The organism is Rhodothermales bacterium, from assembly GCA_017643395.1.
Lineage (GTDB): Bacteria > Bacteroidota > Rhodothermia > Rhodothermales > UBA10348 > JABDJZ01.
This window is the reverse complement of sequence record JAEPNP010000001.1, coordinates 1987754-2009540: the sequence shown is the minus strand read 5'-3', so window position 1 is coordinate 2009540 and position 21787 is coordinate 1987754. Positions and strand designations below refer to the sequence as shown.

Genomic DNA, 21787 nt, shown 5'->3' with positions numbered 1-21787 from the left:
GCGTGCGTTTCCGGCTTCCAGAGGCTGTTTTTGGCGAATCGCGTGTAGTCTCGAGACTACACTACTTCAGACGCCGGGTGCCGGTGTAGATGACCGAGATCAGCAGGATCTTGGCCAGATCCACGGGCACGAATCGCAGCCAACCCTTGTCGATGGACTCCAGCCAGGTAGCGTGTCCGGCCGCGAAGTGCAACCAGGTGACGCCCAGCGTAAAGAGTACCAGCGAGCCGCCAATCATCGAAAGCGCACTTCCGGTCAGCGAATTCCAGCGACGGGACAGTGCACCAATGGCAAACGCTGCCAGCGGATACCCAAGCAGGTAGCCCGCCGAGACGGCCCCGAACAGGTAGGCCGGGCCAAAGCCGTCGCCCGCGTAGACCGGGAGAAACAATCCAAGTATCAGGTACAGCCCCTGCGCAAGCATGCCGTTGCGCCAGCCGAGGTAGAGCCCCGAACCGTAGACGCCGAGGGTCTGCAGCGTGAAGGGCACTTCCCAGATGTATATGCGGACCTGCGCGCCGAGCGCCGTCAGCACGGCAAACCCGACAATGCTCAGAAACTGAACCAGCGTGGCCGTGTCGTCGGCGCGGAGCACGTCAACAGCAGCGGTGCGGGAGGAAGTGAGACCGTTCACGAATCGGAGGGAGTTGTTCAGGGATCCCGCAAGATAATGCCGCTTCAGACCGGGCGCGACCACGACGGCTTCACATCACGGGCGATGCGGGCCGAGGCGGACGAGAACGGCGCGCTGTAGAATCGCGCCCAGCGAGTGCCTTCGGCACGACAGGTCAGGCCGTGACCCGCGCCTCCGGCTCGTACGCCAGCGACGGACTCAGCCATCGCTCCATCTCCTCGACCGGGACATCCTTGCGGCGCGCGTAGTCCTCCACCTGGTCACGCCCCAGCGGCCCAAGGTTGAAATACGCCGCGTCCGGATGGGCGAAGTACAGTCCACAAACGGACGCCGCCGGCGCCATGGCCAGCGACTCCGTAAGCGTGATGCCGGTGTGCCTCTCGGCATCAAGCAGCGTCCACAACGTGCGTTTCTCGGTGTGATCCGGCTGAGCGGGGTAGCCCGGCGCCGGCCGGATGCCCTGGAAACGCTCGGCGATCAGGTCCTCGTTGGAGAGCTCCTCTCCGGTGGCGTACCCCCAGAAGTCCTTGCGCACGCGTTCGTGCAGCCATTCCGCGCAGGCCTCCGCCAACCGGTCGGCGATAGCCTTCGCCATGATGCTCTGATAGTCATCGTGAGCCGATTCGAACTCACGTACCAGCGTTTCCAGGCCGTGCCCGGCGGTTACCGCAAACGCGCCCATCCAATCGCCCGAATCATTAACCAGGTCCGCCAGCGCCCGGTTGGGCTTGCCAGGCGTCTTTCTGGTCTGCTGGCGCAGCGTGTGTAGTCTGGCCAACTCGGCATCCCCGGACTGGAGCACAATGTCGTCCCCGTCCCGCCGCGCCGGCCAGATGCCGAATACGGCCCGCGGTGCGAGGCGGTTTTCCTGTTCGATGCGGTCCAGCATGGCCAGCGCGTCCGCAAACAGCGCCTGGGCCTCAGCGCCCTTTTTCTCGTCCTGCAGGATGGCCGGGTACTTGCCCCGCATCTCCCAGGCCTGGAAGAACGGTGTCCAGTCGATGTAGGGGCGCAATTCGGTCACCGTCACGGGCACGGTGTGCACCCCGGGGCGTGACGGAGCCACGGGGGTGTAGGCAGCGGGCTCCTGGCGGTTGGCGCGGGCATCGTCGAAGCCGAGCAGTTCGAGCTTGCGACTGCGGGCCTCGTAGGAGGCTCGGACCCCATCGTACTCCCTCTTTAGGTCTTCCAGATACGCCTGGTCTCCACCCATCAGGTAGTTGACCACACCGACGCTCCGGGACGCGTCCAGCACGTGCACCACCGGATTGCGGTACTGGGGGTCAACCTTGACTGCCGTGTGCACGCGACTTGTGGTGGCGCCGCCGATCAGCAGCGGCTTCTTCATGCCGCGGCGTTCCATTTCGGCCGCCACGTGCACCATCTCGTCCAGGCTTGGGGTGATCAGGCCCGACAACCCGACAATGTCGGCACCCTGCTTCTCCGCCTCGTCCAGAATGCGATCTGCAGGCACCATGACACCAAGGTCGATGATGCGATAGTTGTTGCAGCCCAGCACGACGCCGACAATGTTCTTGCCGATGTCGTGCACGTCTCCCTTGACCGTGGCGAGCAGCACGGTGGCGCGATCGTCCGTGTCTCCGCTGTCGGCCTTTTCCTCCTCGATGAAGGGAATCAGGTAGGCAACGGACTTTTTCATCACCCGGGCGCTCTTGACGACCTGGGGCAGAAACATCTTTCCGGCTCCGAAGAGGTCCCCCACCACGTTCATCCCGTCCATGAGCGGGCCTTCGATGACGTCCAGGGCGCGCGAACTCTGCTGCCGGGCCTCTTCGGTGTCCTCTTCGATGTGGTCCAGGATGCCCTTCACGAGTGCATGCTTCAGCCGCTCGTGTACAGGCGCAGAGCGCCATTCAGCGGTCTTCTGCTCCTTGACCGCGGCCGAGCCGGCAAATCGGCCCGCGATATCCACCAGGCGTTCCGTGGCATCCGGCCGACGGTCAAACAGCACGTCCTCGATGCAGGTCAACAGGTCAGGATCGATCTCGTCGTAGACCTCGATCTGGCCCGCATTCACGATGCCCATGTCCATACCCGCGGCGATTGCGTGGTACAGAAACGCGGTGTGCATGGCCTCGCGCACGACGTTGTTGCCGCGGAACGAGAAGGAAATGTTGGACACCCCACCCGAGACATGCGCCCCGGGCAGGTTGCGCTTGATCCAGCGCGTCGCCTCGATGAAGTCGATCGCGTACCGGTTGTGCTCTTCGATCCCGGTGGCGACCGCAAAAATGTTGGGGTCGAAGATGATGTCTTCGGCCGGGATGCCGACCTCTTCTGTCAGGATGCGGAACGCCCTCGTACAGATCTCGACGCGGCGATCGAATGATTCGGCCTGCCCCTTCTCGTCGAAAGCCATGACGATCACGGCGGCCCCGTACCGCTGGGCCAGCCTCGCCTGCTCCAGAAAGGGCTCCTCCCCCTCCTTGAGACTGATGGAATTCACGACGCTCTTGCCCTGCAGACACTGCAGGCCGGCTTCGATGACGCTCCACTTCGAGGAGTCAACGACCACCGGCACACGGGCGATGTCGGGCTCAGCCGCAATGAGGTTCAGAAACGTGACCATGGCCGACTCCGAGTCGAGCATGCCCTCGTCCATGTTCACGTCGATGAGCTGGGCGCCGTTCTCGACCTGTTGGCGGGCTACGGACAGGGCCTCCTCGTAGGCCTCCTCCTTGATCAACCGTGCAAAACGACGGGAGCCCGTGACATTCGTGCGCTCGCCGATGTTGACGAAGTTGAGGTCGCTGCGGAAGGTCAGCGGCTCCAGGCCGGAGAGATGCAGCAGCCCATCTGATTTCCTGGGCGTACGCGGTTCGTGCTGTTCGGCAGCAGCCAGGAAGGCACGGGTATGGTCCGGCGTGGTGCCACAGCACCCGCCGACGATGTTCAGGAAGCCCGCGTCTGCGTACTCGTGCACGAGCGCCGCCATCTGCTCCGGCGTTTCGTCGTAGCCACCCATTTCGTTGGGCAGTCCGGCATTCGGATACAGGCTGGTGGGCACGGTGGCCACACTGCTGAGGGCCTCGATGAACGGACGCATCTGGGCCGCGCCGAGGGCACAGTTCAGGCCCACGGACATCAGCTCCGGGCAGTGCTTGATGGAGTGCCAGAAGGCCTCGGTGGATTGCCCGGAGAGCGTGCGGCCGCTCTGGTCCACGATGGTGCCGGAAATCATCACGGGCACCCGCCTGCCGGTGCGTTCAAACACTTCGGAGATGGCGAAGATTGCCGCCTTGGCGTTCAGCGTGTCGAAGATGGTCTCGACCAGCAGGATGTGCACGCCGCCTTCCAGCAGGCCTTCCACCTGCTCCGCGTACGCCTGCGCAATCCGGGAGAAGGTCGCTGCACGATAGCCGGGATCGTTGACATCCGGCGACAGGCTCAGGCTGACGTTGGTCGGCCCTAGCGCACCGGCCACAAAGCGTGGCTTTTCAGGCGTGCTGAACGCAGCCGCGGCCTCGCAGGCGATGCGCGCCGACTCGACGTTTATCGCACGCACGTGGGGCTCACACGCGTAGTCCGCCTGCGCGATCGTGGTACCACTGAAGGTGTTGGTTTCGATGATGTCCGCGCCGGCCTCCAGATAGGCGTCATGGATCTCGCGCAGCACGTCCGGCCGTGTAAGTGCCAGGAGGTCGTTGTTGCCCTTCAGCGGCTTGTGGTGGTCCGCCAGGAGCGTTCCGCGGAAGTCCTCTTCCGACAGGGAGTACCGCTGGATCATCGTGCCCATCGCGCCATCCATGACCAGGATGCGGCGTTTGAGGGCGGCTTCGAGCTGCTTGTTCAGCACACGAGGGTGGGGTTCGTGAACAGAACTCGGTGCAACGAGGAATTGCGGTGCGGGTTCGCTTCCGGAAATGGACGATGGGGGCTGCGGTGGACTCGGCGTCGGAAGCGCATCGGTGCGACAGGGCCGCGGCAGTGCGGTCGGCACCCTGGGGCCTCCGCGGCACGCCGGAGCCGCTCCGGCACGCCCGGGCCCGCGGCCCTACTCCAGCACGAACCCCATCACGGCATCCGAAAACGCCTCGGGCTGCTCCGCGTGCACCCAGTGCCCCGCATCGGCGATGGTTACCAGCTCCGCCTGGGGGCAGTACGCGCGGAGTACGTCCATGTCGTCGTCCTGCACGTAGTCGGACCTCTCACCCCGGACTACAAGCGTCGGCCCTTCGTAGGTGGCGAATACATGCAGGCCACCGATCAGTTGGTCGTACGAAGATTCGAGCACGTCGAGATTTGGCAGCCAGTCAAACCCTGCCTCCGTTCGCCGCAGGTTCTTCAGCAGGAACTGACGAACGCCCAGGTCGGGTATGGTCTCGGCAAGTACGGCGTCCACTTCGTCCCGGCCGCCCCTGCTCGCCGGATCGGCCCTGCGCAGGGCCTCCAGAATGACGAGATGTCCAGGCGGATATGTCCTCGGCGCAATGTCCACCACGACGAGCTTCGATACGCGTTCCGGCGCCGTCAGTGCGACCTGCATGGCCAGTTTTCCGCCCATCGAGTGCCCCATGAGCAGGCCCTGCTCCACGCCATGCTCATCCCACATCGCCAGAATGTCCTCGGCCATGGCCTCGTAGTCCATGCGGGAGTCGTGCGGACTCTGGCCATGATTGCGCAAATCGGGCACGAGCACCCGGAAGTGCTCGCCAAACACCGAACGGGACAGGGTGTGCCAGTTGCCCCCTGCTCCCAAAAATCCATGTAGGATGGTCATCGGAGGCCCTGAGCCGTATTCGCGAAGGTGAAGCTGCATGAGAGTGGGACAGAGTGTTGCCGACAGACAAAAAAAGGGCGGCACGGTTTCCCGCGCCGCCCGTGGCCTGGGCTTGGCACCCTCGGCCGTAGAGCCAGTCGTCAGGATGCGGCCTGTGCGCGAAGGAGATCCCTGATTTCGCCAAGCAGTTTCTCTTCTGCCGTCGGTTCCGGGGGAGCCGGAGGTGCCGCGGGGGCCTCTTCCTCCTTTTCCTTCAATTCGTTGATGCCTTTGACGATGAAGAACAGCACCAGCGCGACGATCAGGAAGGCAATGGCCGCGTTGATGAACAGGCCATAGCCGAGCGCGACACCTCCGGCCTCGCGCACCGCTTCAATGGACTCCATGTTGACGGCCGCGGCTTCGGCGGGCGCCCTGAGCACCACAAACAGGTTGGAGAAGTCAGGGGCGCCGGTGATCATGGACACCAGCGGCATGAGGATGTCGTCGACGACCGACTTCACCACGGTGCCGAAGGCAGCCCCGATGATGATGCCGACGGCCATGTCGACCATGTTGCCTTTGACGGCAAATTTCTTGAACTCGTTGAGCATGTCGGAGACAGGATGTTTAGGGGATACATCCCTCAGCCGAAGCGGCGAGGAATCTGGGAATGTCGGGGATAGCGGGGGCAATTTGCAGTACCTTGCCGGGTCTAGACTGCCGACATCGTGGCCCAGACCATAAAGATCCGATTTTCCAACAAGGATGCGAGAGCATTCGTATCGGACGTGCGCGGCCGCGTGGCTGCGTATTTCAAGGAAACCGGGCGGTCGCGCAAGGCGGACTGGCGCATGGTGCTGAAGACCTTCGTCATTCTTGGCGGTACCGCCGGCTCCTACGCGCTGATTCTGAGCGGATGGTTAACGCTGGGCCAGATGTGGGTGATGACCTTCGTGCTCGGCATGGGCATGGCCGGCATCGGGTTTTCCGTTGCCCACGATGCGCTGCACGGCGCGTACTCGAGCAAGAACTGGGTCAACGCGATGCTCGGCTTCTCCTTCGACATGATGGGGGCCAACGGGTACATGTGGAAAATCACGCACAACGTGATCCACCACACGTACACGAACATCCATGACGTGGACGAGGACCTGACAGTCTCCCCGCTCATCCGGCTGTCACCGGATGCGCGGCACTACTGGTTCCATCGATACCAGCACCTGTACGGATTCCTGGCATACGGCCTTGCTACAGTCAATTGGCTGTTTGCGAAGGATTTCCAGCAGTTCATGAAGTCGGACATCGGGCCGTATGTGGACAAGAAGCATCCCGTGCGGGAGATCGCCATTCTTGTGCTCATGAAGGCCGCGACGATTGCCTGGATGATCGTCATTCCACTGCTGGTGCTCGATATCACCTGGTGGCAGTTCCTGATCGGGTTCCTGACCGCCCACATGACGGCGGGCATCATCCTGGGCGTGATTTTCCAGCTCGCGCACGTGGTCGAAGGTCCGGAATTCCCGCTGCCCGACGACGGCGGCAACATGGAGTATGCCTGGCTGGTGCACGAGATGCGGACCACGGCGAACTTCGCCGGTCGCAACAAGCTGCTGTCCTGGTATATCGGTGGACTCAACTACCAGATTGAGCACCACCTATTCCCGCAGACCTGCAGTGTGCACTACCCGGCCATCGCGCCGATTGTGCAGGCAGCAGCCGCGGAGCATGGCGTCCCGTACCATTACAATGAGACGCTGTCGCGGGCCATCGCATCCCACTACAGGATGCTCAAGAAGCTGGGTCCGGAGGCTGGTGGCAGAGAGGTGCTGGTGACGGCCTGATCAGGCCTGCCCGTCCTCGCCCTCGTCTTCGTCGGGGTCGCAGCAGTCGCACATACAGCCTCCCCAGCAGCCACAACCACGACGACGCCTGCCGCAACATCCGCTGCCGCCGCACGAGCTGCACAGGAACCAGATCAGCAATCCGAAGAGCACCCAGCGCAGGGTGCTGGAGAAGGAGATGCCAAAGAAGAATCCGGGGCCGGTGGACGTTAGCACCAGGAACAGTGCTACCAGAGCTACAAGCAGAGCGGGACGGGAGAAATCGCGCATGGGGAGTGCTTAATTACCGTTCTCCCTACGGACCCGCGCCAATCGGAGTTACAGCGACTCCACAATTTTGTCGGTCTGCGCCGGCACGGGATCGGCCCGCGAGCACGGGGGGCGCGGCGTGCGGGATGCCCTCAGCCATTGGTGCCCGGCGCCCGAGCTGCCCTCAGGCTGCCTCGCCGGTAGCCGGTCGCACGGAGCCGCCTTGCCGCTGGCGTCCTGGCCGCCCCTTGCTCTGATACTCGGCAGCCAGCATTCCGTAGCGAATGCGATCGTAGAACTTGCCGTCCCAGAAGAGATACTCCCGGTCGGTGCCCTCGGCCACGAAACCCATGCCTTCCACAAGGCGCTTCCACGCCTGGTTGTATTCGAAGACGTCGGCCGTCACGCGGTGCATGCCGAGTGACTCGAAGCAGTAGCGCAGAAGAATCGTCATGGCCTCGCGACCATACCCCTTGTGCCAGTAGTCGCGCTCTCCGATGGTCACGCCGATCGAGCAATGCAGATGATGTCCGCTGATCCCGTTCAGAAACGCCACACCGATGCAGGTGCCGTCCTCATCGTGGATCTCGAAATCCCGGCAGGCAGGATTCGGTCTGCTGATCATGCGCTCGAAGCGCTTTTTGAAGGCCCCGAAGGACTCTTCCACAAACGGCACCTCGGAATCGAGCCGGTTCAGTTCCGGATCGTTATTCCACTTGAAGTGCGTGTAGATATTCTCCAGGCGTAGGCGATCGAAGCGAAGGCGTGGACCGGCCAGACCTTGTTCCTGGGGAGGGCTCATGTCGCAGGTCGCGGTTCGGCACGGGTCGGGGGCCGAGCGACGCGCTTTGTGAAGGGTGTCTGGGAGCGTTATCGGCTCAGGAGACCCACGAATTAAGCGAGCGTGCCCAGCCGCTCCTGCGCCGTTGTCGCCAGTCGCACCCTGGAGGGCTTCATGCCCTCGTCCTCGAGGGGCCATTGCAGCACGGCGACGGGGTGCATGAACCGGGGGAGCGATGCGGCGAATGCCGCTTCGATCCCCGCCGTCTCGCCCTCGACGAATGCCACGGGGCGAAAGCCGAATTCGCGGCTTTCGACCGGAACGACGATGGCGTTTCGCACACCGTCTGCCTGCAGCAACACGGCTTCGATGCGCTCAGGCTGGATGTTTTCGCCGCCTGAAATGAACATGTTGTCGCGGCGCCCTGTGACGAGGAGAGCGCCGTTCTCCAACACGCCCAGGTCTCCTGTGGGGTGCCACTCCCCTGCCGGCGCGCCGTCGAGATAGCCTTCAAACAGGGCGTCTCCACCCACATGGATTTCGCCGGTGCCATCCAGCCGTAGCCGGCGTCCCGGCAGTACGCGGCCGGACCCCAGACATGCCCCGACCTCTCCCGCAGTAACCAGACTGCCCATCTCACTCATCCCGTAGCTGAGCACTATCGACCACCCGGCCTGGGAAGCGCGACGGCACAGATCTCGAGGGATGGCGCTTCCCCCGAGAAGTATCCGTTTGAGCGCGGGAGGTGGTGGACCAACCCACCCGTCCAGCAGCCTGCGCAGCTGCGTGCTGACCAGGGATACATGCGTGGCTTCCCGGGCGATGGGCTCCAGGGCTCGCGGATCGGCCGGAAACGACATCGAGCCCCCCGCCGCGAGGCAGCGGAAGAGCACGGCAAGGCCTCCAACGTGGTGCGTCGGCAGCGTGACGGGCCAGTGGCTGCCTGGACCGAACTCCAGGAAGCCTGCCGCACCCCTGGCGCTGGCCATAAGCGAACCCAGCGTGTGCACCACGCCTTTCGGCTCGCCGGTGGTGCCGGAGGTCAGGACCACGATCCGTGGTCCTGTGCTCCGGCGCGTGCCAAGCCCCCAGCGCTGCTCGAGTGCCGCGAGCCGCCCCGGCGGCTCGCGGCGCCCGAGCAGCACCACGGTGCAGCCGTCCCGGAGGAGTGTGAGCATGCGGAGGATGCCGGCGGCATCCTCCGGGGCGAGCAGGCCGACACGGTGTCCTGCTTCCACGGAATCCGGCCCGTCGCGTACGGCCTCAGCTGCCTGCGCGAAACTCGGGCCGTCTTTCAACAGCGGTGCCGTCCCAAACCGGGAAGCGGCGTCATTCAGAAGATTCAGGACCGGATTCAAGCGCCGGGAGGGGTAGGTCACCCATTGATGACGGCGTATCCGTTCAGTTGATCCGTGCGCAGCGAGGGTGCCCCGCTGAAGCGGGGATCCGTAGTGTCCTGCATCATCAGACGTCCGGTGTCCAGCCCGGCCGGCACGTCCTCGTTGCCGATGGAAGCGGCCAGCGCCGCCAGGGCACGCAGTCCGATCCCCGTTTCCATACTGGAACTGATCACGGGTTTGATGCCTGCCTTCAGAGCGCGGTCGGCGTACACCTTCGCCTTGCGGATGCCACCGATAATCGTCGGTTTGAGCACGGCCGCCTTGAGCCAGTTCATGCGCCGGAGCTCGTTGGGGTCCAGTCCGACCACGGACTCGTCGATGGCAACCGGCATGCCCTGAATGGCGAGTCTCCGAAGCCCGGCAGGATTGCTCAGCGGCTCTTCCACGTACTCGATGGGCAGGTCATGCACCATCTCCCAGAAACGCTCGGCATCGCCGTCGGACCACGCCCTGTTGGCGTCGAGGCGCACGGACGCGCGGTCTCCCACCGCCTCGATGACCGAACGCACACGGTTGGAATCCTCAACCACAGACCGATGACCCACCTTCATTTTCAGCGCACGATACCCGGCACGCACTGCCGAATGCGCCTCATCCACCGGTTCGTCCGCGAGCAGGACCGCATTGAGGCTCTGCTTCTCGCGCGCGAACGGATGAAAGGCCTTCGCCAGCGTCAGACCTTTCCTGTGAGCCGCCAGATCTGCCGTGGCCAGCTCCAGCGCAAATCGCACCGAACTGCAATCCATGAGACCCGGATGGAAGTCGCCGCGCGCGATGCGCGGGGGGACTCGCATGAGGTCCCGCTCCGCCTGTTCGGCAGTCTCGCGGGAGAATCCTGGCAGCGGCGAGGCCTCACCCCAGCCCACATTTCCCTTGTTATCGCTGATTCTCAGCAGCCAACCCGTGCGAGCGCGCAAGAGCACATCGCCCAACCGAATCGGCCGGACGAACGGCAACGCATACGGGATGACGTCGGCATGAATCATGCGATGATGAGTGGAATCAACCACCCGACGGAGAATAACACGGCGTAGAAAAGCAGCAATCGTGCCGTTCCTGCCAGAACCGGGTTCAGGGACGCGGGCGGACCCGGCTGGCGCAGCCTCAGGTACAGCGGGAGGGCAGGCATGAGGATGAGTGGGGCCAGCAAACTCAGCCCCGAGCCAACGCCGAGAAGCCACATGGCGATGGGTGTGAATGCCGCGCCCACCACGCACACCGCCCAGAGCGTTACCCCGAAGGACCGTCCGGCACGCACAACCAGCGTGCGCTTGCCGGCGGCACGGTCCTCATCGACGTCCCGGATGTTGTTGACCAGCAGAATGGCCATTGACAGTAGACCCGGTGCCAGCCCGGCCCAGAGCACCTCGGGGTGAATCTGAAGGGCCTGGACCCAGTAGGTGCCGCCTACCGCAACCGGCCCGAAGAAGACCAGCACAAAGAAATCGGCGATGCCCAGGTACGCCAGTGACTTCGAACCGGCGGTGTACATCACTCCGAACAGGATCGAAAGCACGCCGATGGCAACGATCGGCAGGCCTCCCCGGACCATGAGGTACACGCCGGAGAGCACGGCCAGACTGAACGCAAGCACCGTCGCGCGGCGCATCTGCTCCGGCGTGGCGAGGCCGGCCGCCGTGACCCGCTTGGGGCCGGCCCGGTCCGGTTTGTCGGTACCCTTCAGAAAGTCCGCGTAGTCGTTGTGGTAGTTGGTCGCTACCTGAATCAGCAGCGCACCTACCATCGCCAGCAGGGCCGCGGGCGGGTGAAACACCCCGTAGCCGGCTGCCAGCGCCCACCCAATGAGCACCGGGGACGCGGCGGCCCACAGCGTCTTCGGCCGGGTAGCCTTCAATAAGACCCCGGCTGGCGGCAACCAGGCCGTTGTGGTCACGGACGTTTGGGGAACTGGCCGAAGTCCGGCGGACGCCGCTCATTGAACGCGTTGCGCCCCTCCTGCCCTTCTTCGCTCATATAGAACAGCAACGTGGCGTTCCCTGCCAGTTCCTGCAGACCGGCCTGGCCGTCGCAGTCCGCATTCATTGCGGCCTTCAGGCAACGGATGGCCAGGGGCGATTTCTGGAGGATCTCGCGACACCACTGCACTGTCTCTGCCTCAAGCTGGCCCAGCGGAACCACGGTGTTGACCAGTCCCATATCCAGCGCCTGCTGGGCGTTGTACGGCCGGCAGAGGTACCAGATTTCGCGCGCCTTCTTCTGGCCCACGATGCGCGCCAGATAGGACGAGCCGTAGCCGCCGTCAAATGAACCGACTTTTGGGCCGGTCTGCATGAACCGGGCATTGTCGGCGGCGATCGTAAGGTCACAGACCACGTGCAATACGTGCCCGCCGCCCACGGCCCAGCCGGCCACCATCGCGATGACGGGCTTGGGGCAGGAGCGGATTTCGCGCTGAAAGTCCAGCACGTTGAGGCGCATCACGCCCGAGCCCTGCTCCTTGTAGCCCGCATCGCCACGGATACTCTGGTCACCGCCGGAGCAGAAAGCGTCCGGGCCTTCGCCGGTCAGGATGATGACGCCGATCTCATGGTCGTCGCGTGCTTCCTGGAGCGCGTGGCGCATTTCGGTGACCGTCTTCGGTCGAAACGCGTTGCGCACCTGAGGGCGGTTGATCGTGATTTTGGCGATGCCCTCGGCTTTGTGGTAGAAGATGTCCTCGTAGGATCCGGCTACCTGCCAGTCGATGGAGCTCATGGGGGCGTTGGGAGTGCGTGGGTGGGTTCAGCCAGTCATTAATGCGCGGGGTCGGAGCCCTGTTTCTCCGAATGACCCGGGGGTTGTCCGGTGATCGCGCGGATTTTCGCCCAACCTGCCGCGAGGTCGTGTGGCGTGTAGAGGCCCAGGGCGGGAACGGCCGCCACATAGGCGCCGATCAGGAGCATGCGGCCGGGGATGCGCAGCGCCGGCTGGATTCCGTCCATGGCCAGGCTGGCCGCACCGAGCACGACAAGAAGCGTCACCACAACGGCCGGAATTCGCCAGGGGTATCGGACCTTGAGGTCGCGGCGCGCGGCAAATGCGGCGAGCGCCGCCAGCAGCGCGTAGGAGAACGTGGTTGCCACCGCGGCGCCCATCGCGCCGAATTGCGGAATCAGGGCCACGTTCAAGGCAATATTGACCAGTGCGGCGATCAGCACGTTGGCCCCGATGACCCCGGTCCTTCCGGCCGCCAGCAGCGTGTTGTTCACGATCACGTACACCCCATACGCCGCGAAACCGAGGGCCAGCGGGAAGACCAGAACGGACGCCTGCAGGTACGTGTCGTCCACGGAAAACAGCGCCTGTAGTACACGCATGCCGTCCGGGGTCCAGACCACCAGCATGAGCACCGCCGCCCCGGTCCAGATCGAGAAGTGCCGCATGGTGCGTCGATAAAACGCCTCCGCACCGGCCTGCAGCGCCTTCAGCCCAAGCACCGTGAAGGCCAGCTGGAAGGACTGCACCAGCAGCATGTTGATCAAGCCGGCGAGCCGCGCGGACCATTCATAGGCGGCCACCGCCTCTCGATCCGCCAGCCACTTGAGCAGGTAGCGATCGCCCGCGTTCAGAAACCAGATCGAAAGTGACGCCAGAATCAGGGGAGTGCCGAATGCCAGCAGAGGCCGCATCGCAGCGGTCGATACCCGCCAATTCGTGCCTGGTGCGGTCAGGAGCAGCATCACCACCAGGCCGACCGCAGCGGAGATCGCGTAGGCCAAGAGCAACCCCGGCAGGCCTGACTGAAGCCCGGCCAGTTGCCACCAGGCCAACCCGACCAGAGCCACCATTTCCACGACAACGGCCAACGTGTATAGTCCGGCACGTTCGCGCACCCGCAGCACCGCCAGCGGGATGGACGATGCGCATTTTGCGGCCACGTAGGCGGCGAGCGGTATCATCAGTGCGGCACCCTCCGGAGAGTCCGTGAGGGCCACGGCCAGCGGCCTGGCCGCCAGGACCAGCAGGGCGGCCGCGACGACTGCGGAGCCCATCGCCAGTATGAGTGCGGTGACGGGGAGCCGATCCCGGTCCGTGCCGCGCGCGTCCCCGGTCATGAAGCGGATGAGCGCCGTGGCCAGGCCCAGGCCTGCGACGTAGATCACCAACTGTGCCGTGATCATGAGCAGCGCGTAGCTGCCGTAGTCGGGGACCGACAGGTAGGTGGCGTTGAGCAGCAAGGGCGCCAGCAGCAGGCCGGCTCCTTTGAGCAGCGCGCCGGCGAGCGCGTACGCCCCGCCCTGGCGCACCAGCCGCTCCAACATTCCGGTATTCTCCCCGTTCGCGATAAGGCCCCCTGTGTAGCTTCGGCGTGAAGGTACACCGAGCCATGATCCGACTTCTGTGCATAGCCGGGGCGCGCCCCAATTTCGTCAAGATCGCCCCGTTGCATCGGGCGTTTTCCGCGCATCCGGGGCTTGAAAGCCGCATCGTGCATACCGGTCAGCATTATGACCGGCGCATGAGCGACCTCTTTTTTGAGCAACTGGGTCTTCCGGAGCCCGACCTCCATCTTGGTGTGGGATCGGGCAGCCATGCGCGGCAGACCGCGGCCGTGATGGAGGCGCTCGAGCCCGTGCTCATGGAGGATCGACCCGACGCGGTGGTAGTGGTGGGCGACGTCAACTCCACTCTGGCCGCAGCGCTGACGGCCGTGAAGCTGCACATTCCCGTGGCACACGTGGAGGCCGGCCTGCGAAGCGGGGACCGCGGCATGCCGGAGGAGATCAACCGGCTGGCGACGGACGCAATTTCGGACCTGTGTTATGTATCGGAGCCTTCTGGCATGGCGCATCTGAGGGCGGAGGGTGTGCCGGAGTCCCGAATCGTGTTTGCCGGTAACGTGATGATCGATTCGCTGGTCGCCATCCGTGAGCAGGCGCGGGTGGTGGGCCAGGCAAAGGCCATGGGGCTCTCCGGGCCGTTCGCGCTGGTCACGTTGCACCGTCCCGCGACGGTGGATCAGGCGGACACGCTTGCGCGGGCCGTCGATTACCTGGAGGAGCTGGCCGCTTCGCTGCCGATAGTGATGCCGATGCACCCGCGCACACGCGGCTGCCTGGAGTCGCATGGCTTGCTGGAGCGGCTGCAGGCTATTTCCGGGATTCTGGTGGCATCGCCTATGGGGTACCTGGAGTTTATGAGCCTGATGCTGGACGCAGCCCTCGTGTTCACCGACAGCGGCGGGATTCAGGAGGAAACGACGTTCCTCGGCATCCCCTGTCTTACGATGCGGCCGAGCACCGAGCGGCCGGTGACCGTGACTGAGGGCACGAACGAGCTGTTTCCGCTGGGGTCGACCGGTCTGACCGAGAAGGCGCGGGCCGTTCTCTCGGGGCGCTGGAAGGCAGGGCGCATCCCTGAGGGCTGGGACGGAAAGGCGGCGGAGCGCATTGCGGCGCACCTGGCGGAGACGCTCGGGTAGGCGGCGGCCCGGGCTGGCGTGGCTTGGCGGCCCGGCTTGGCGGCCCGGCGTTGCGGCCCAGCGTGGCGTGGCGGCCCGGCTTGGCGCGGCGGCCCGGCGTGGCGCGGCGTGGCGCCCCTCGCTCCCCGCCGCCGCCCGGAGTGGAAAAAGGGGCCACGATTACACCCCAGAAGCCGTTTTCGGAGAGCCTGAGTGGAATTCGGGGGCGTATTCCATTTGCGAGTCATCGGCGGTCCCGGCGCGAGTGGAATTCAGGCCCCGTAATCCACGTTGACACGTCCGTGCGGCGGCCCAAAACCCAACACCGCCGCCTCAGCGCACCAGGCCTCCGGCCCAAAACCCGACACCGCCGCCTCAGCGGACCGGGCCTGCGGGCCAATGCCCAACACTGCCGCCTCAGCGGCCTCCGCCTACCGAGTCGCTGCCAGCCGCTGATACAGCGCCAGGAGGCCCTGCACGCCGGCCTCCCAGTTCCAGCGCTCCTCCACGGCCCGCCGCCCGCGCGCACCCATCGCGGCGGCAACCGAGGCATCGGAGCCCATCGCCAATATGGCATCTGCCAGGGCTCGCGTGTCACCGTCCGGAGTCACCAGGCCGCATGCCTCGGCGGTGACGATACGGTCCAGGGGCCGACAATCGGTCACCACGACCGGCCGCGCGGCATACATGTAGTGGAACAGCTTGTGCGGTAGCGTCGCATCCGTGTGAGGGGTGCGCCGATGCGGAACGAGGCAGACATCCGCAGCCTCGATATAGGACCGGATCGACTCCTGGGGCTGCCACCCTTCAAACTGCACGGGTGCTCTCAGTTTGGCTGCGAGCGACTCCAGGTCCGGGCGAACCCGTCCATCCCCCACCAGCACGAGTTGCGCATCCGGACGCGTTTCTGCCACCTGCGCCATGGCACGGATGGCGTTGTCCAGGCCGCGGTGAATATCCATGCCGCCTGTGTAGACGACGGTGAAACCAGCCCCGCGGCGCACCCTGTTGACCAGCTCCGCGTCGATGCTGAACGCGTCGAAGCTGGCGCGCTGCACCGTATTCGGAACCACCACCAAGCGGTCTGCCGGCACACCCAATTCACGATTGCGCTCGGCAGCCTCCTCCACCACCACCACAAGGTGATCGACCGCGGTCACCCATTCCTGCTCCAGTCGCTCCCACTTGGGGATCGACACCGCGAGGTTGCCCGGGAAGGACGTGCTCCAGGCGTAGTGTTGAAGTGCCTCCACCCAGTTCTCATGCAGGTCCCCGATGACAGGCACGCCCAGCGCCCGACCCGCTTCCAGGCCACCACCGAACAGGTACAGGTCATGAAGGTGCAGGGCGTCGAAGGGCCACCGCTGGTGAAGCGAGCGGATTTCGCGCGCCAGCAGCTTGCCCGGCACAGAAAGCGTGCCTGATAGCCCGCGGAGCCAGTTTCGCAGCCTGCCCGGCACACGGCGACGGAACACACGGACGCCATCGACCAGATCCTCGGGCGGCCGCCTGTCGGGCGCGAGGGCCAGCAGGCCGACCTCGATGCCCGCCTCCACCAGACTGCGCGCCTCATTCTCCACCCGAATGTCGGGCGGGTAGGCATGGTCCAGCACCATGAGAACGCGAAAGGGCATCAGGCGAGGGTACGGGCGATGAACTCGCTGCCGGATTCACCCTCCTCGGGCAGTCCAAACCGCGGCGGATCTCCGTCCGGGTCCCGGGTCTCGGCTGCTTCCATCGCGTCTGCATTCGCGCCGACCACCCGATTCCAGCCGCCCTCACAGGTCTCCACCCACTCGGTTTCGTCGCGCAGGGTGACGCATGGCCGGCCCAGCCACACCGCTTCCTTCTGCAGGCCGCCGGAATCGGTGTAGACCCGATCGGCGTTCCGCACCAGGGTGAGCAGTTCGAGGTAAGTGGCCGGCTCGCGCACCAAAACATTCTTAGGCACGCTCGACAGCAGCGCTCGGACCCGTGGGTGGGCGGGCAACAATACCGGCTTCTTCAGTCGGCCGAGCCCGTCGAGAATCGCAGCCAGACGCGCTGGGTCATCGGTGTTTTCGGCCCGATGCACGGTGGCCACATGGTAGGCGCCGGGCGCGTGGTCGGTCAGTGTCGCGAGGTTTACGCGCTCCTCTGCCAGGGCAGAAAAGTGTCGGGTAGCGTCCAGCATCACGTCTCCGGAAAGCAGCACACCATCGCGAATCCCTTCAGCGGCCAGGTGATCGACGGCCGTCCGGGTGGGGCAGTACAGCAGGGTCGACAGTCGGTCGGTAACTACACGGTTGATCTCCTCCGGCATGCGCCGGTTGAACGAGCGCAGTCCGGCTTCGACGTGGGCCAGGGGGACATGCAGCTTCGCCGCCACCAATGCGGCCGCGATCGTGGAATTGGTATCGCCGTAGACCAATACCCAGTCCGGCTTCTCGCCCGCCTGCAACAGGCCCTCAAGGGCGGTCATCATGCCACCCGTTTGCGCCGCATGGCTGCCTGAGCCGACGGCCAGGTTTACATCCGGCCGCGGGATGCCCAGCTCATCGAAGAACACGCGCGACATGCGCTCGTCGTAGTGTTGACCGGTATGGACAAGCACCTCGCGGATCCCCGCGTCGCGAATGGCCCGGCTCACAACGGCCGCTTTCACAAACTGTGGGCGGGCGCCCACGACCGAGAGCACGGTCATCCAGAAATCAGGTTTAGTTCTTCGGCAAGGCGTCCGGCCAGAACCGGTCGACTGTACCGGGCAAGATAGTCGGCGTCTCTGGGGTCACCCGAGGCCGGTTGTGCGTAGTGGCGGTCAATCAATGCACCCGCGCCCTCGGCGTCTCCATGGCAAACCAGGCTGCCTGCACCCGATCGCGCCAGCAACTGGCCGAGGTCCGATTCCCTGGGTCCGACGGCCAGAATGGGCGGTCCGGCCGCCAGGTATTCGAACACCTTGCCGGTCAGGATGCCACCCGCTTCGGCGGTCCGAGGAACACTGAGCAATAACAGGTCGGCGCCTTTCATCCAGGCCACTGCCTCACGGTGTGGCACATAAGCCCTTCGCGTCACGGAGTCCGTGAGTCCGCATTTTTCGAGCGATGCGGTCACGCTCGCGTCCTGGGCGCCGACAAGCTCGACCCGGATGTCCTGCCCAGCCGCCCGTCGGGCAGCCACAGCGCGCCATACCGCTTCCGGGTTTTGGGCCTCCGTCATGGTGCCCACGTAAACAAGTCGAAATCCGTCCCCCCGGCGGGGTTCGACACCCTCAAAGTCAGCCGCGTCAAAGCCGTTCGGAATGACGGTCACATCCGATCCGCCGCGCTTGCGGAGCAGCGCTGCCACCGCATCGGACACGGTCACCACGCGGTCGGCCGCCGTGAGCACTTTGGCTTCCAATCGCCGATCAGCGGCCCTGGACCAGGGGAGGAACGGAAGTTGGTCGTAGTAAGAAAGATCGCTCCACGGGTCCCGGAAGTCGGCCAACCAGGGTAGCCGCAGCTTTCTGCGGGCATGGAAGCCAACGAGATGGCTGCTGTGTGGGGGCCCGCTGGTGACGACAGCATCGTACCGATGCGCTTCTGCGAGGCTTTCGACCGCCTTCCGTGCACTTTGGACCCACCCTATCCTGGCGTCCGGCAGGAACACATTGGCTCGCACAAAGCGGGCGAGCCACTCAAAGGGACCGGGCTTTTCACCGGCGGCAAATCCCACCCCAACCGAGTCTGCCTTTGTCTTGCCCTTCAGCCGCGCATATGCGGCGTACGGGTCCCATGACCCCGTCCGTCGCACCAGTACCTGTTCCGGGACTTCCGCCAGCATGGTTGGGTCCACGGCCGGCCAGGCTGCATGTCGGGGATCCACCGTAACCACCGTCGGCAACCAGCCGTGGTCCGGCAGATAGCGTACGAACTTCAGTGATCGCTGAACGCCGGGGCCGCCGGAAGGCGGGAAGTAGTAGGCAATGTAGAGGACCCGCTTCACGCGGACCGGCGGCGCCACTGGCCCACCAGCAACAGGAGCAGAATGCCATAGACCAGGCCGCTGCTTGCCCAGGAAACGGCCAGGCCTGCTCTCCGGCCTGCCGGCTGGAAGGTCATGCGCAACTCATGCGATCCCGCCGGCACGACGACTGATCGCAGCAGGTGATTGGCTGGCAGAATCGGCACAGGGTCGCCGTTCAGGGTGGCGCTCCAGCCGGCCGGGTAGTAGACCTCCGATGCCACGAACAGTCGAGGAACGGCCGTCGTCACGCTCCAGACAATCTCCTCGGGCCCGTAGCGCATGAGCTGTACCGATGAGGCGGCAGAATCAGGAGCGGGTGCCAGGCTCGGGTCCTCCGTCATCAGCGCGGTATGCTCAGGATCGATGGTCGGGAACGCCTGCCACAGGGCCTGCGCATCCTGGACCACCGCCACGCTGTCCACAAACCAGGCCCGCGGTAGCGCATTGGGCACCTGAAATACCGTGTACCCCTGCTCGGAGAAGACCGGCTGCATACCGGGCAGCGTGCCGCCTGCTACCACGTAGCGGGTATTGGTGATGGCCAGAGCGTTCGGCTCGGGCAGCCCTGCCCTTCGGTCGAATAACATGTAGTCCAGGAAGTCCTGGTACCGGCGCAGTTTCGCCCCATGATATCCGCTCAGGGTCTCGTGATGGAAGGCCGGGCGCGAGGTGGTCACTGGATCTCCCTCGAGCGAAAGCACGCGGAATCTGCCCAGCCCTCCTGCCTCCTGGCGACGCTCTTTCAGAAACGTATCGAAGCCAAACTCGGGCACGACGGAGCGCGCTTGCCTGGCCGGTACGAGGGCATCCTCGTTGAAATATCTCCGTCCGACGCCCCCAAGATCCACGGTGACCAGAATTACCAGGATGGCCTGCCCGGCGAACGTCGGGAGCTTGCGCCTGCGCATCGCCCATAAAGCGCCCGCGCCCAGCAGCACAAAGATGAGGGTTCGCAGGGCGTCTCCCCGGAATAGATCCCGCCGCTCGTCCTTGACCCGTTCGATGGTGTCCACGAGAAACTGCTGCGTCTGCGGATCCTGAAGGGACACGTCCGGCCGGCTGACAGCTACCTGCCGTGCCAGAAGCTCGTACTCGTTGGGTTTGTCGAAGCTGAAGAACGCTGTTCCGCCGATGGCCATCAGCCCTGCGAGCGCCACCGCTGCAATGCCGAGACGCTGCACGTCGGCAGTGACCTTCTCGTTCTCTGCCTTGTCGGGCCGCTGCCTTGTGGCATCGCGAAGCCCGAATGCGGCCAGCACGGCCAGCACCAGCGCCACCATGGAGAGCCAGGTCTCCGGCACCCTGAAAGCATCGAACAACGGGAAGTAGTCGAACATCAGTCGGTTCAACATCTCCAGGTTTTCGCCGAGCGAGAACGCCGTCATCAGCAGACCGGCTATCGCCAGCCCCCAGACGGCGGGACGACGGGCGAACACGACCGCATAGCTTGCCAGCAGGAGAACTACTCCACCTACGTAGTGAGGCCCGGCCGTGAAAATCTTCGGGCCCCAGTACGTCGCTCCCGTGTTGCCATACGCGTTGGCAATGAACAGCGTCCACAACTCGCCCCACGCCTGGGACCAGCCCATGGCATAATCCCAGCCCATCCCGCCCTCGGTTGCGCCCGCTGCCGCACCTCGAATGGTGTAGGCCTTGTATTGCGCCTTGGCCAGGTAGGGATCCGCAACCATCAGAATGCCCAGCACCCCACCCACGGCCATCCAGACTGTGGCCTTCAGCACGGTCGATGTGGTGCCGTTCCGGAATGCGCGAACGAGATCCACCAGCCACCAGATGCCCAGGGTGAACGCCGCGTAGTAGGTGATTTGCACGTGTCCCGCTCGCAGGCTTGCCGCCGTAGCGACGGCGAACAGCAAGGCTGACATCAGTCCGGGGCTTCGGCGCACGTACGCAAACGCCCAGAGCAGCCAGGGCACCAGCGCCAGCGCCACATATTTGGAGTGGTGCCCGGCGATGAGCAGGATGGGCAGGTAGGTCGTCAACCCGAACGCGACGGCAGCCAGGACGCCGCCCCAGTGGTCACGGGTGAGGTGAAAGACGAGACCGTACGTGCCGGCGAATAGGATCAAGAGATGCGACAACGGCCACATCAGGCTGCGCAGGAGTCGCGCCAGATCATCCACCTGCGGGACCGCGTGCGGATACGAAATCTCTATGGCTGGCATGCCCATGAACGGTCCCGTCGCCCAGAGGGGACGCTCACCCGTGGTTGCCTCCCAGTCAAACAGCGACTGCGCCATCGCCTTCCACTGCACGATGTCCCCGCCAACCAGCACCCGGCTTGAGAACAGATCCGGTGCCATGAAACCGACAGCGATGATCGCCAGAATGGCCAGGCAGATGCCGTGGCGCGCGGTCGCCGAGAGGTCGTTCCACATGTTGAACCAGGCGGGTTGGGCGGCTGCCTGGCGGCGCGATCGTGCGGTCATGAAATGGGTGCTTGAGGGGTGCGCCCGCCTACGGCGCGTGCGGACTCGCGTTCCGGCCGTTTTCGGGGTGGCGGGGGCGGGGCGGGGCGCGGCGGCGCGGGCGGGCGGGTGGCCCGGCGGCGGGGGGGGCGCTCGGGCGGGACGCTGGCCCCGCGGGGCGGCGCGGGCGGCCCCGGCGGGCGGCCTCGGCGGCGGCCCGGCGGCTTCGGCTGCGCCGGCGGTCTCGGCGGCCCGGGCGGCTTCGGCGGCCCGGCGGCGGCCTCGGCGGCCCGGCCTCCTCGGCGCCGGGAGACACTTCAGTCCCGCGACATGGAAAACACC

Annotated in this window: 17 protein-coding genes; 2 read left to right on the top strand and 15 right to left on the bottom strand. The window is 65.0% G+C overall.

Annotation, left to right across the window (positions count from 1 at the left end):
* Positions 1-61: 61 nt before the first annotated feature.
* The 4 genes from JJ896_08170 to mscL form a co-directional block, all read right to left on the bottom strand.
* Entirely contained in the window at positions 62-634 is a 573-nt protein-coding gene (locus tag JJ896_08170) for a biotin transporter BioY (protein ID MBO6779617.1), read from the bottom strand.
* Positions 635-788: 154 nt separating this feature from the next.
* Positions 789-4451: a methionine synthase gene (metH, locus tag JJ896_08165; protein ID MBO6779616.1), complete on the bottom strand. Its 3663-nt coding sequence runs from the start codon at positions 4449-4451 to the stop codon at positions 789-791.
* Positions 4452-4649: 198 nt separating this feature from the next.
* Positions 4650-5414, bottom strand: a complete 765-nt coding sequence (locus JJ896_08160) for an alpha/beta fold hydrolase (GenBank protein ID MBO6779615.1) — start codon at positions 5412-5414, stop codon at positions 4650-4652.
* Positions 5415-5515: 101 nt separating this feature from the next.
* On the bottom strand, positions 5516-5968 hold the full coding sequence (mscL, locus tag JJ896_08155; protein MBO6779614.1) for a large conductance mechanosensitive channel protein MscL: 453 nt from the start codon (positions 5966-5968) through the stop codon (positions 5516-5518).
* Positions 5969-6085: 117 nt separating this feature from the next.
* On the opposite strand from mscL, the gene JJ896_08150 reads away from it, so the two are divergent.
* On the top strand, positions 6086-7198 hold the full coding sequence (locus tag JJ896_08150; protein ID MBO6779613.1) for an acyl-CoA desaturase: 1113 nt from the start codon (positions 6086-6088) through the stop codon (positions 7196-7198).
* On the opposite strand, the gene JJ896_08145 is transcribed toward JJ896_08150, so the two are convergent.
* The 7 genes from JJ896_08145 to JJ896_08115 all read right to left on the bottom strand — a co-directional run bounded on the left by JJ896_08145 (position 7199) and on the right by JJ896_08115 (position 13890).
* Positions 7199-7468, bottom strand: a complete 270-nt coding sequence (locus tag JJ896_08145) for a hypothetical protein (protein ID MBO6779612.1) — start codon at positions 7466-7468, stop codon at positions 7199-7201.
* Between the two features lie 163 nt (positions 7469-7631).
* Complete coding sequence (locus tag JJ896_08140; GenBank protein ID MBO6779611.1) at positions 7632-8249, bottom strand: GNAT family N-acetyltransferase; 618 nt, start codon at positions 8247-8249, stop codon at positions 7632-7634.
* Positions 8250-8341: 92 nt separating this feature from the next.
* Positions 8342-9586: an AMP-binding protein gene (locus tag JJ896_08135; GenBank protein MBO6779610.1), complete on the bottom strand. Its 1245-nt coding sequence runs from the start codon at positions 9584-9586 to the stop codon at positions 8342-8344.
* A 17-nt stretch (positions 9587-9603) separates the two neighbouring features.
* Positions 9604-10614, bottom strand: a complete 1011-nt coding sequence (gene menC / locus JJ896_08130; protein MBO6779609.1) for an o-succinylbenzoate synthase — start codon at positions 10612-10614, stop codon at positions 9604-9606.
* Positions 10611-11483, bottom strand: coding sequence for a 1,4-dihydroxy-2-naphthoate polyprenyltransferase (locus tag JJ896_08125; GenBank protein ID MBO6779608.1), 873 nt, complete (start codon positions 11481-11483; stop codon positions 10611-10613). The genes menC and JJ896_08125 overlap by 4 nt, the downstream gene beginning before the upstream one ends.
* A 35-nt stretch (positions 11484-11518) precedes the next feature.
* Positions 11519-12343, bottom strand: a complete 825-nt coding sequence (menB, locus tag JJ896_08120; GenBank protein MBO6779607.1) for a 1,4-dihydroxy-2-naphthoyl-CoA synthase — start codon at positions 12341-12343, stop codon at positions 11519-11521.
* A 38-nt stretch (positions 12344-12381) separates the two neighbouring features.
* Positions 12382-13890 (bottom strand): polysaccharide biosynthesis protein, encoded by a 1509-nt coding sequence (locus JJ896_08115; protein MBO6779606.1) that lies wholly within the window; start codon positions 13888-13890, stop codon positions 12382-12384.
* 65 nt (positions 13891-13955) lie between these two features.
* Here JJ896_08115 and wecB (JJ896_08110) point away from each other — a divergent pair, with 65 nt between their 5' ends.
* On the top strand, positions 13956-15050 hold the full coding sequence (gene wecB, locus JJ896_08110; protein MBO6779605.1) for a UDP-N-acetylglucosamine 2-epimerase (non-hydrolyzing): 1095 nt from the start codon (positions 13956-13958) through the stop codon (positions 15048-15050).
* A 410-nt stretch (positions 15051-15460) separates the two neighbouring features.
* Here wecB (JJ896_08110) and JJ896_08105 read toward each other — a convergent pair whose 3' ends face one another.
* From JJ896_08105 to JJ896_08090, 4 genes are read right to left on the bottom strand one after another with little or no spacing between them, the layout of a single operon-like run.
* Positions 15461-16663, bottom strand: coding sequence for a glycosyltransferase family 4 protein (locus JJ896_08105; protein MBO6779604.1), 1203 nt, complete (start codon positions 16661-16663; stop codon positions 15461-15463).
* Positions 16663-17712, bottom strand: a complete 1050-nt coding sequence (gene wecB / locus JJ896_08100) for a UDP-N-acetylglucosamine 2-epimerase (non-hydrolyzing) (GenBank protein ID MBO6779603.1) — start codon at positions 17710-17712, stop codon at positions 16663-16665. Before wecB (JJ896_08100) ends, JJ896_08105 begins: the two co-directional genes overlap by 1 nt.
* Entirely contained in the window at positions 17709-18995 is a 1287-nt protein-coding gene (locus JJ896_08095; GenBank protein MBO6779602.1) for a glycosyltransferase family 4 protein, read from the bottom strand. The genes wecB (JJ896_08100) and JJ896_08095 overlap by 4 nt, the downstream gene beginning before the upstream one ends.
* Positions 18992-21466, bottom strand: coding sequence for a hypothetical protein (locus tag JJ896_08090; protein MBO6779601.1), 2475 nt, complete (start codon positions 21464-21466; stop codon positions 18992-18994). The genes JJ896_08095 and JJ896_08090 overlap by 4 nt, the downstream gene beginning before the upstream one ends.
* Positions 21467-21787 lie beyond the last annotated feature (321 nt).

Bases quoted from the DNA above. Each gene is read 5' to 3' on its own strand.
- mscL (MBO6779614.1), bottom strand. From the start codon at position 5,968: ATGCTCAACGAGTTCAAGAAATTTGCCGTCAAAGGCAACATGGTCGAC.
- menC (MBO6779609.1), bottom strand. From the start codon at position 10,614: ATGATTCATGCCGACGTCATCCCGTATGCGTTGCCGTTCGTCCGGCCG.
- JJ896_08090 (MBO6779601.1), bottom strand. From the start codon at position 21,466: ATGACCGCACGATCGCGCCGCCAGGCAGCCGCCCAACCCGCCTGGTTC.
- JJ896_08145 (MBO6779612.1), bottom strand. From the start codon at position 7,468: ATGCGCGATTTCTCCCGTCCCGCTCTGCTTGTAGCTCTGGTAGCACTG.
- JJ896_08140 (MBO6779611.1), bottom strand. From the start codon at position 8,249: ATGAGCCCTCCCCAGGAACAAGGTCTGGCCGGTCCACGCCTTCGCTTC.
- JJ896_08105 (MBO6779604.1), bottom strand. From the start codon at position 16,663: ATGCCCTTTCGCGTTCTCATGGTGCTGGACCATGCCTACCCGCCCGAC.
- wecB (MBO6779605.1), top strand. From the start codon at position 13,956: ATGATCCGACTTCTGTGCATAGCCGGGGCGCGCCCCAATTTCGTCAAG.
- JJ896_08115 (MBO6779606.1), bottom strand. From the start codon at position 13,890: ATGTTGGAGCGGCTGGTGCGCCAGGGCGGGGCGTACGCGCTCGCCGGC.
- wecB (MBO6779603.1), bottom strand. From the start codon at position 17,712: ATGACCGTGCTCTCGGTCGTGGGCGCCCGCCCACAGTTTGTGAAAGCG.
- JJ896_08160 (MBO6779615.1), bottom strand. From the start codon at position 5,414: ATGCAGCTTCACCTTCGCGAATACGGCTCAGGGCCTCCGATGACCATC.
- menB (MBO6779607.1), bottom strand. From the start codon at position 12,343: ATGAGCTCCATCGACTGGCAGGTAGCCGGATCCTACGAGGACATCTTC.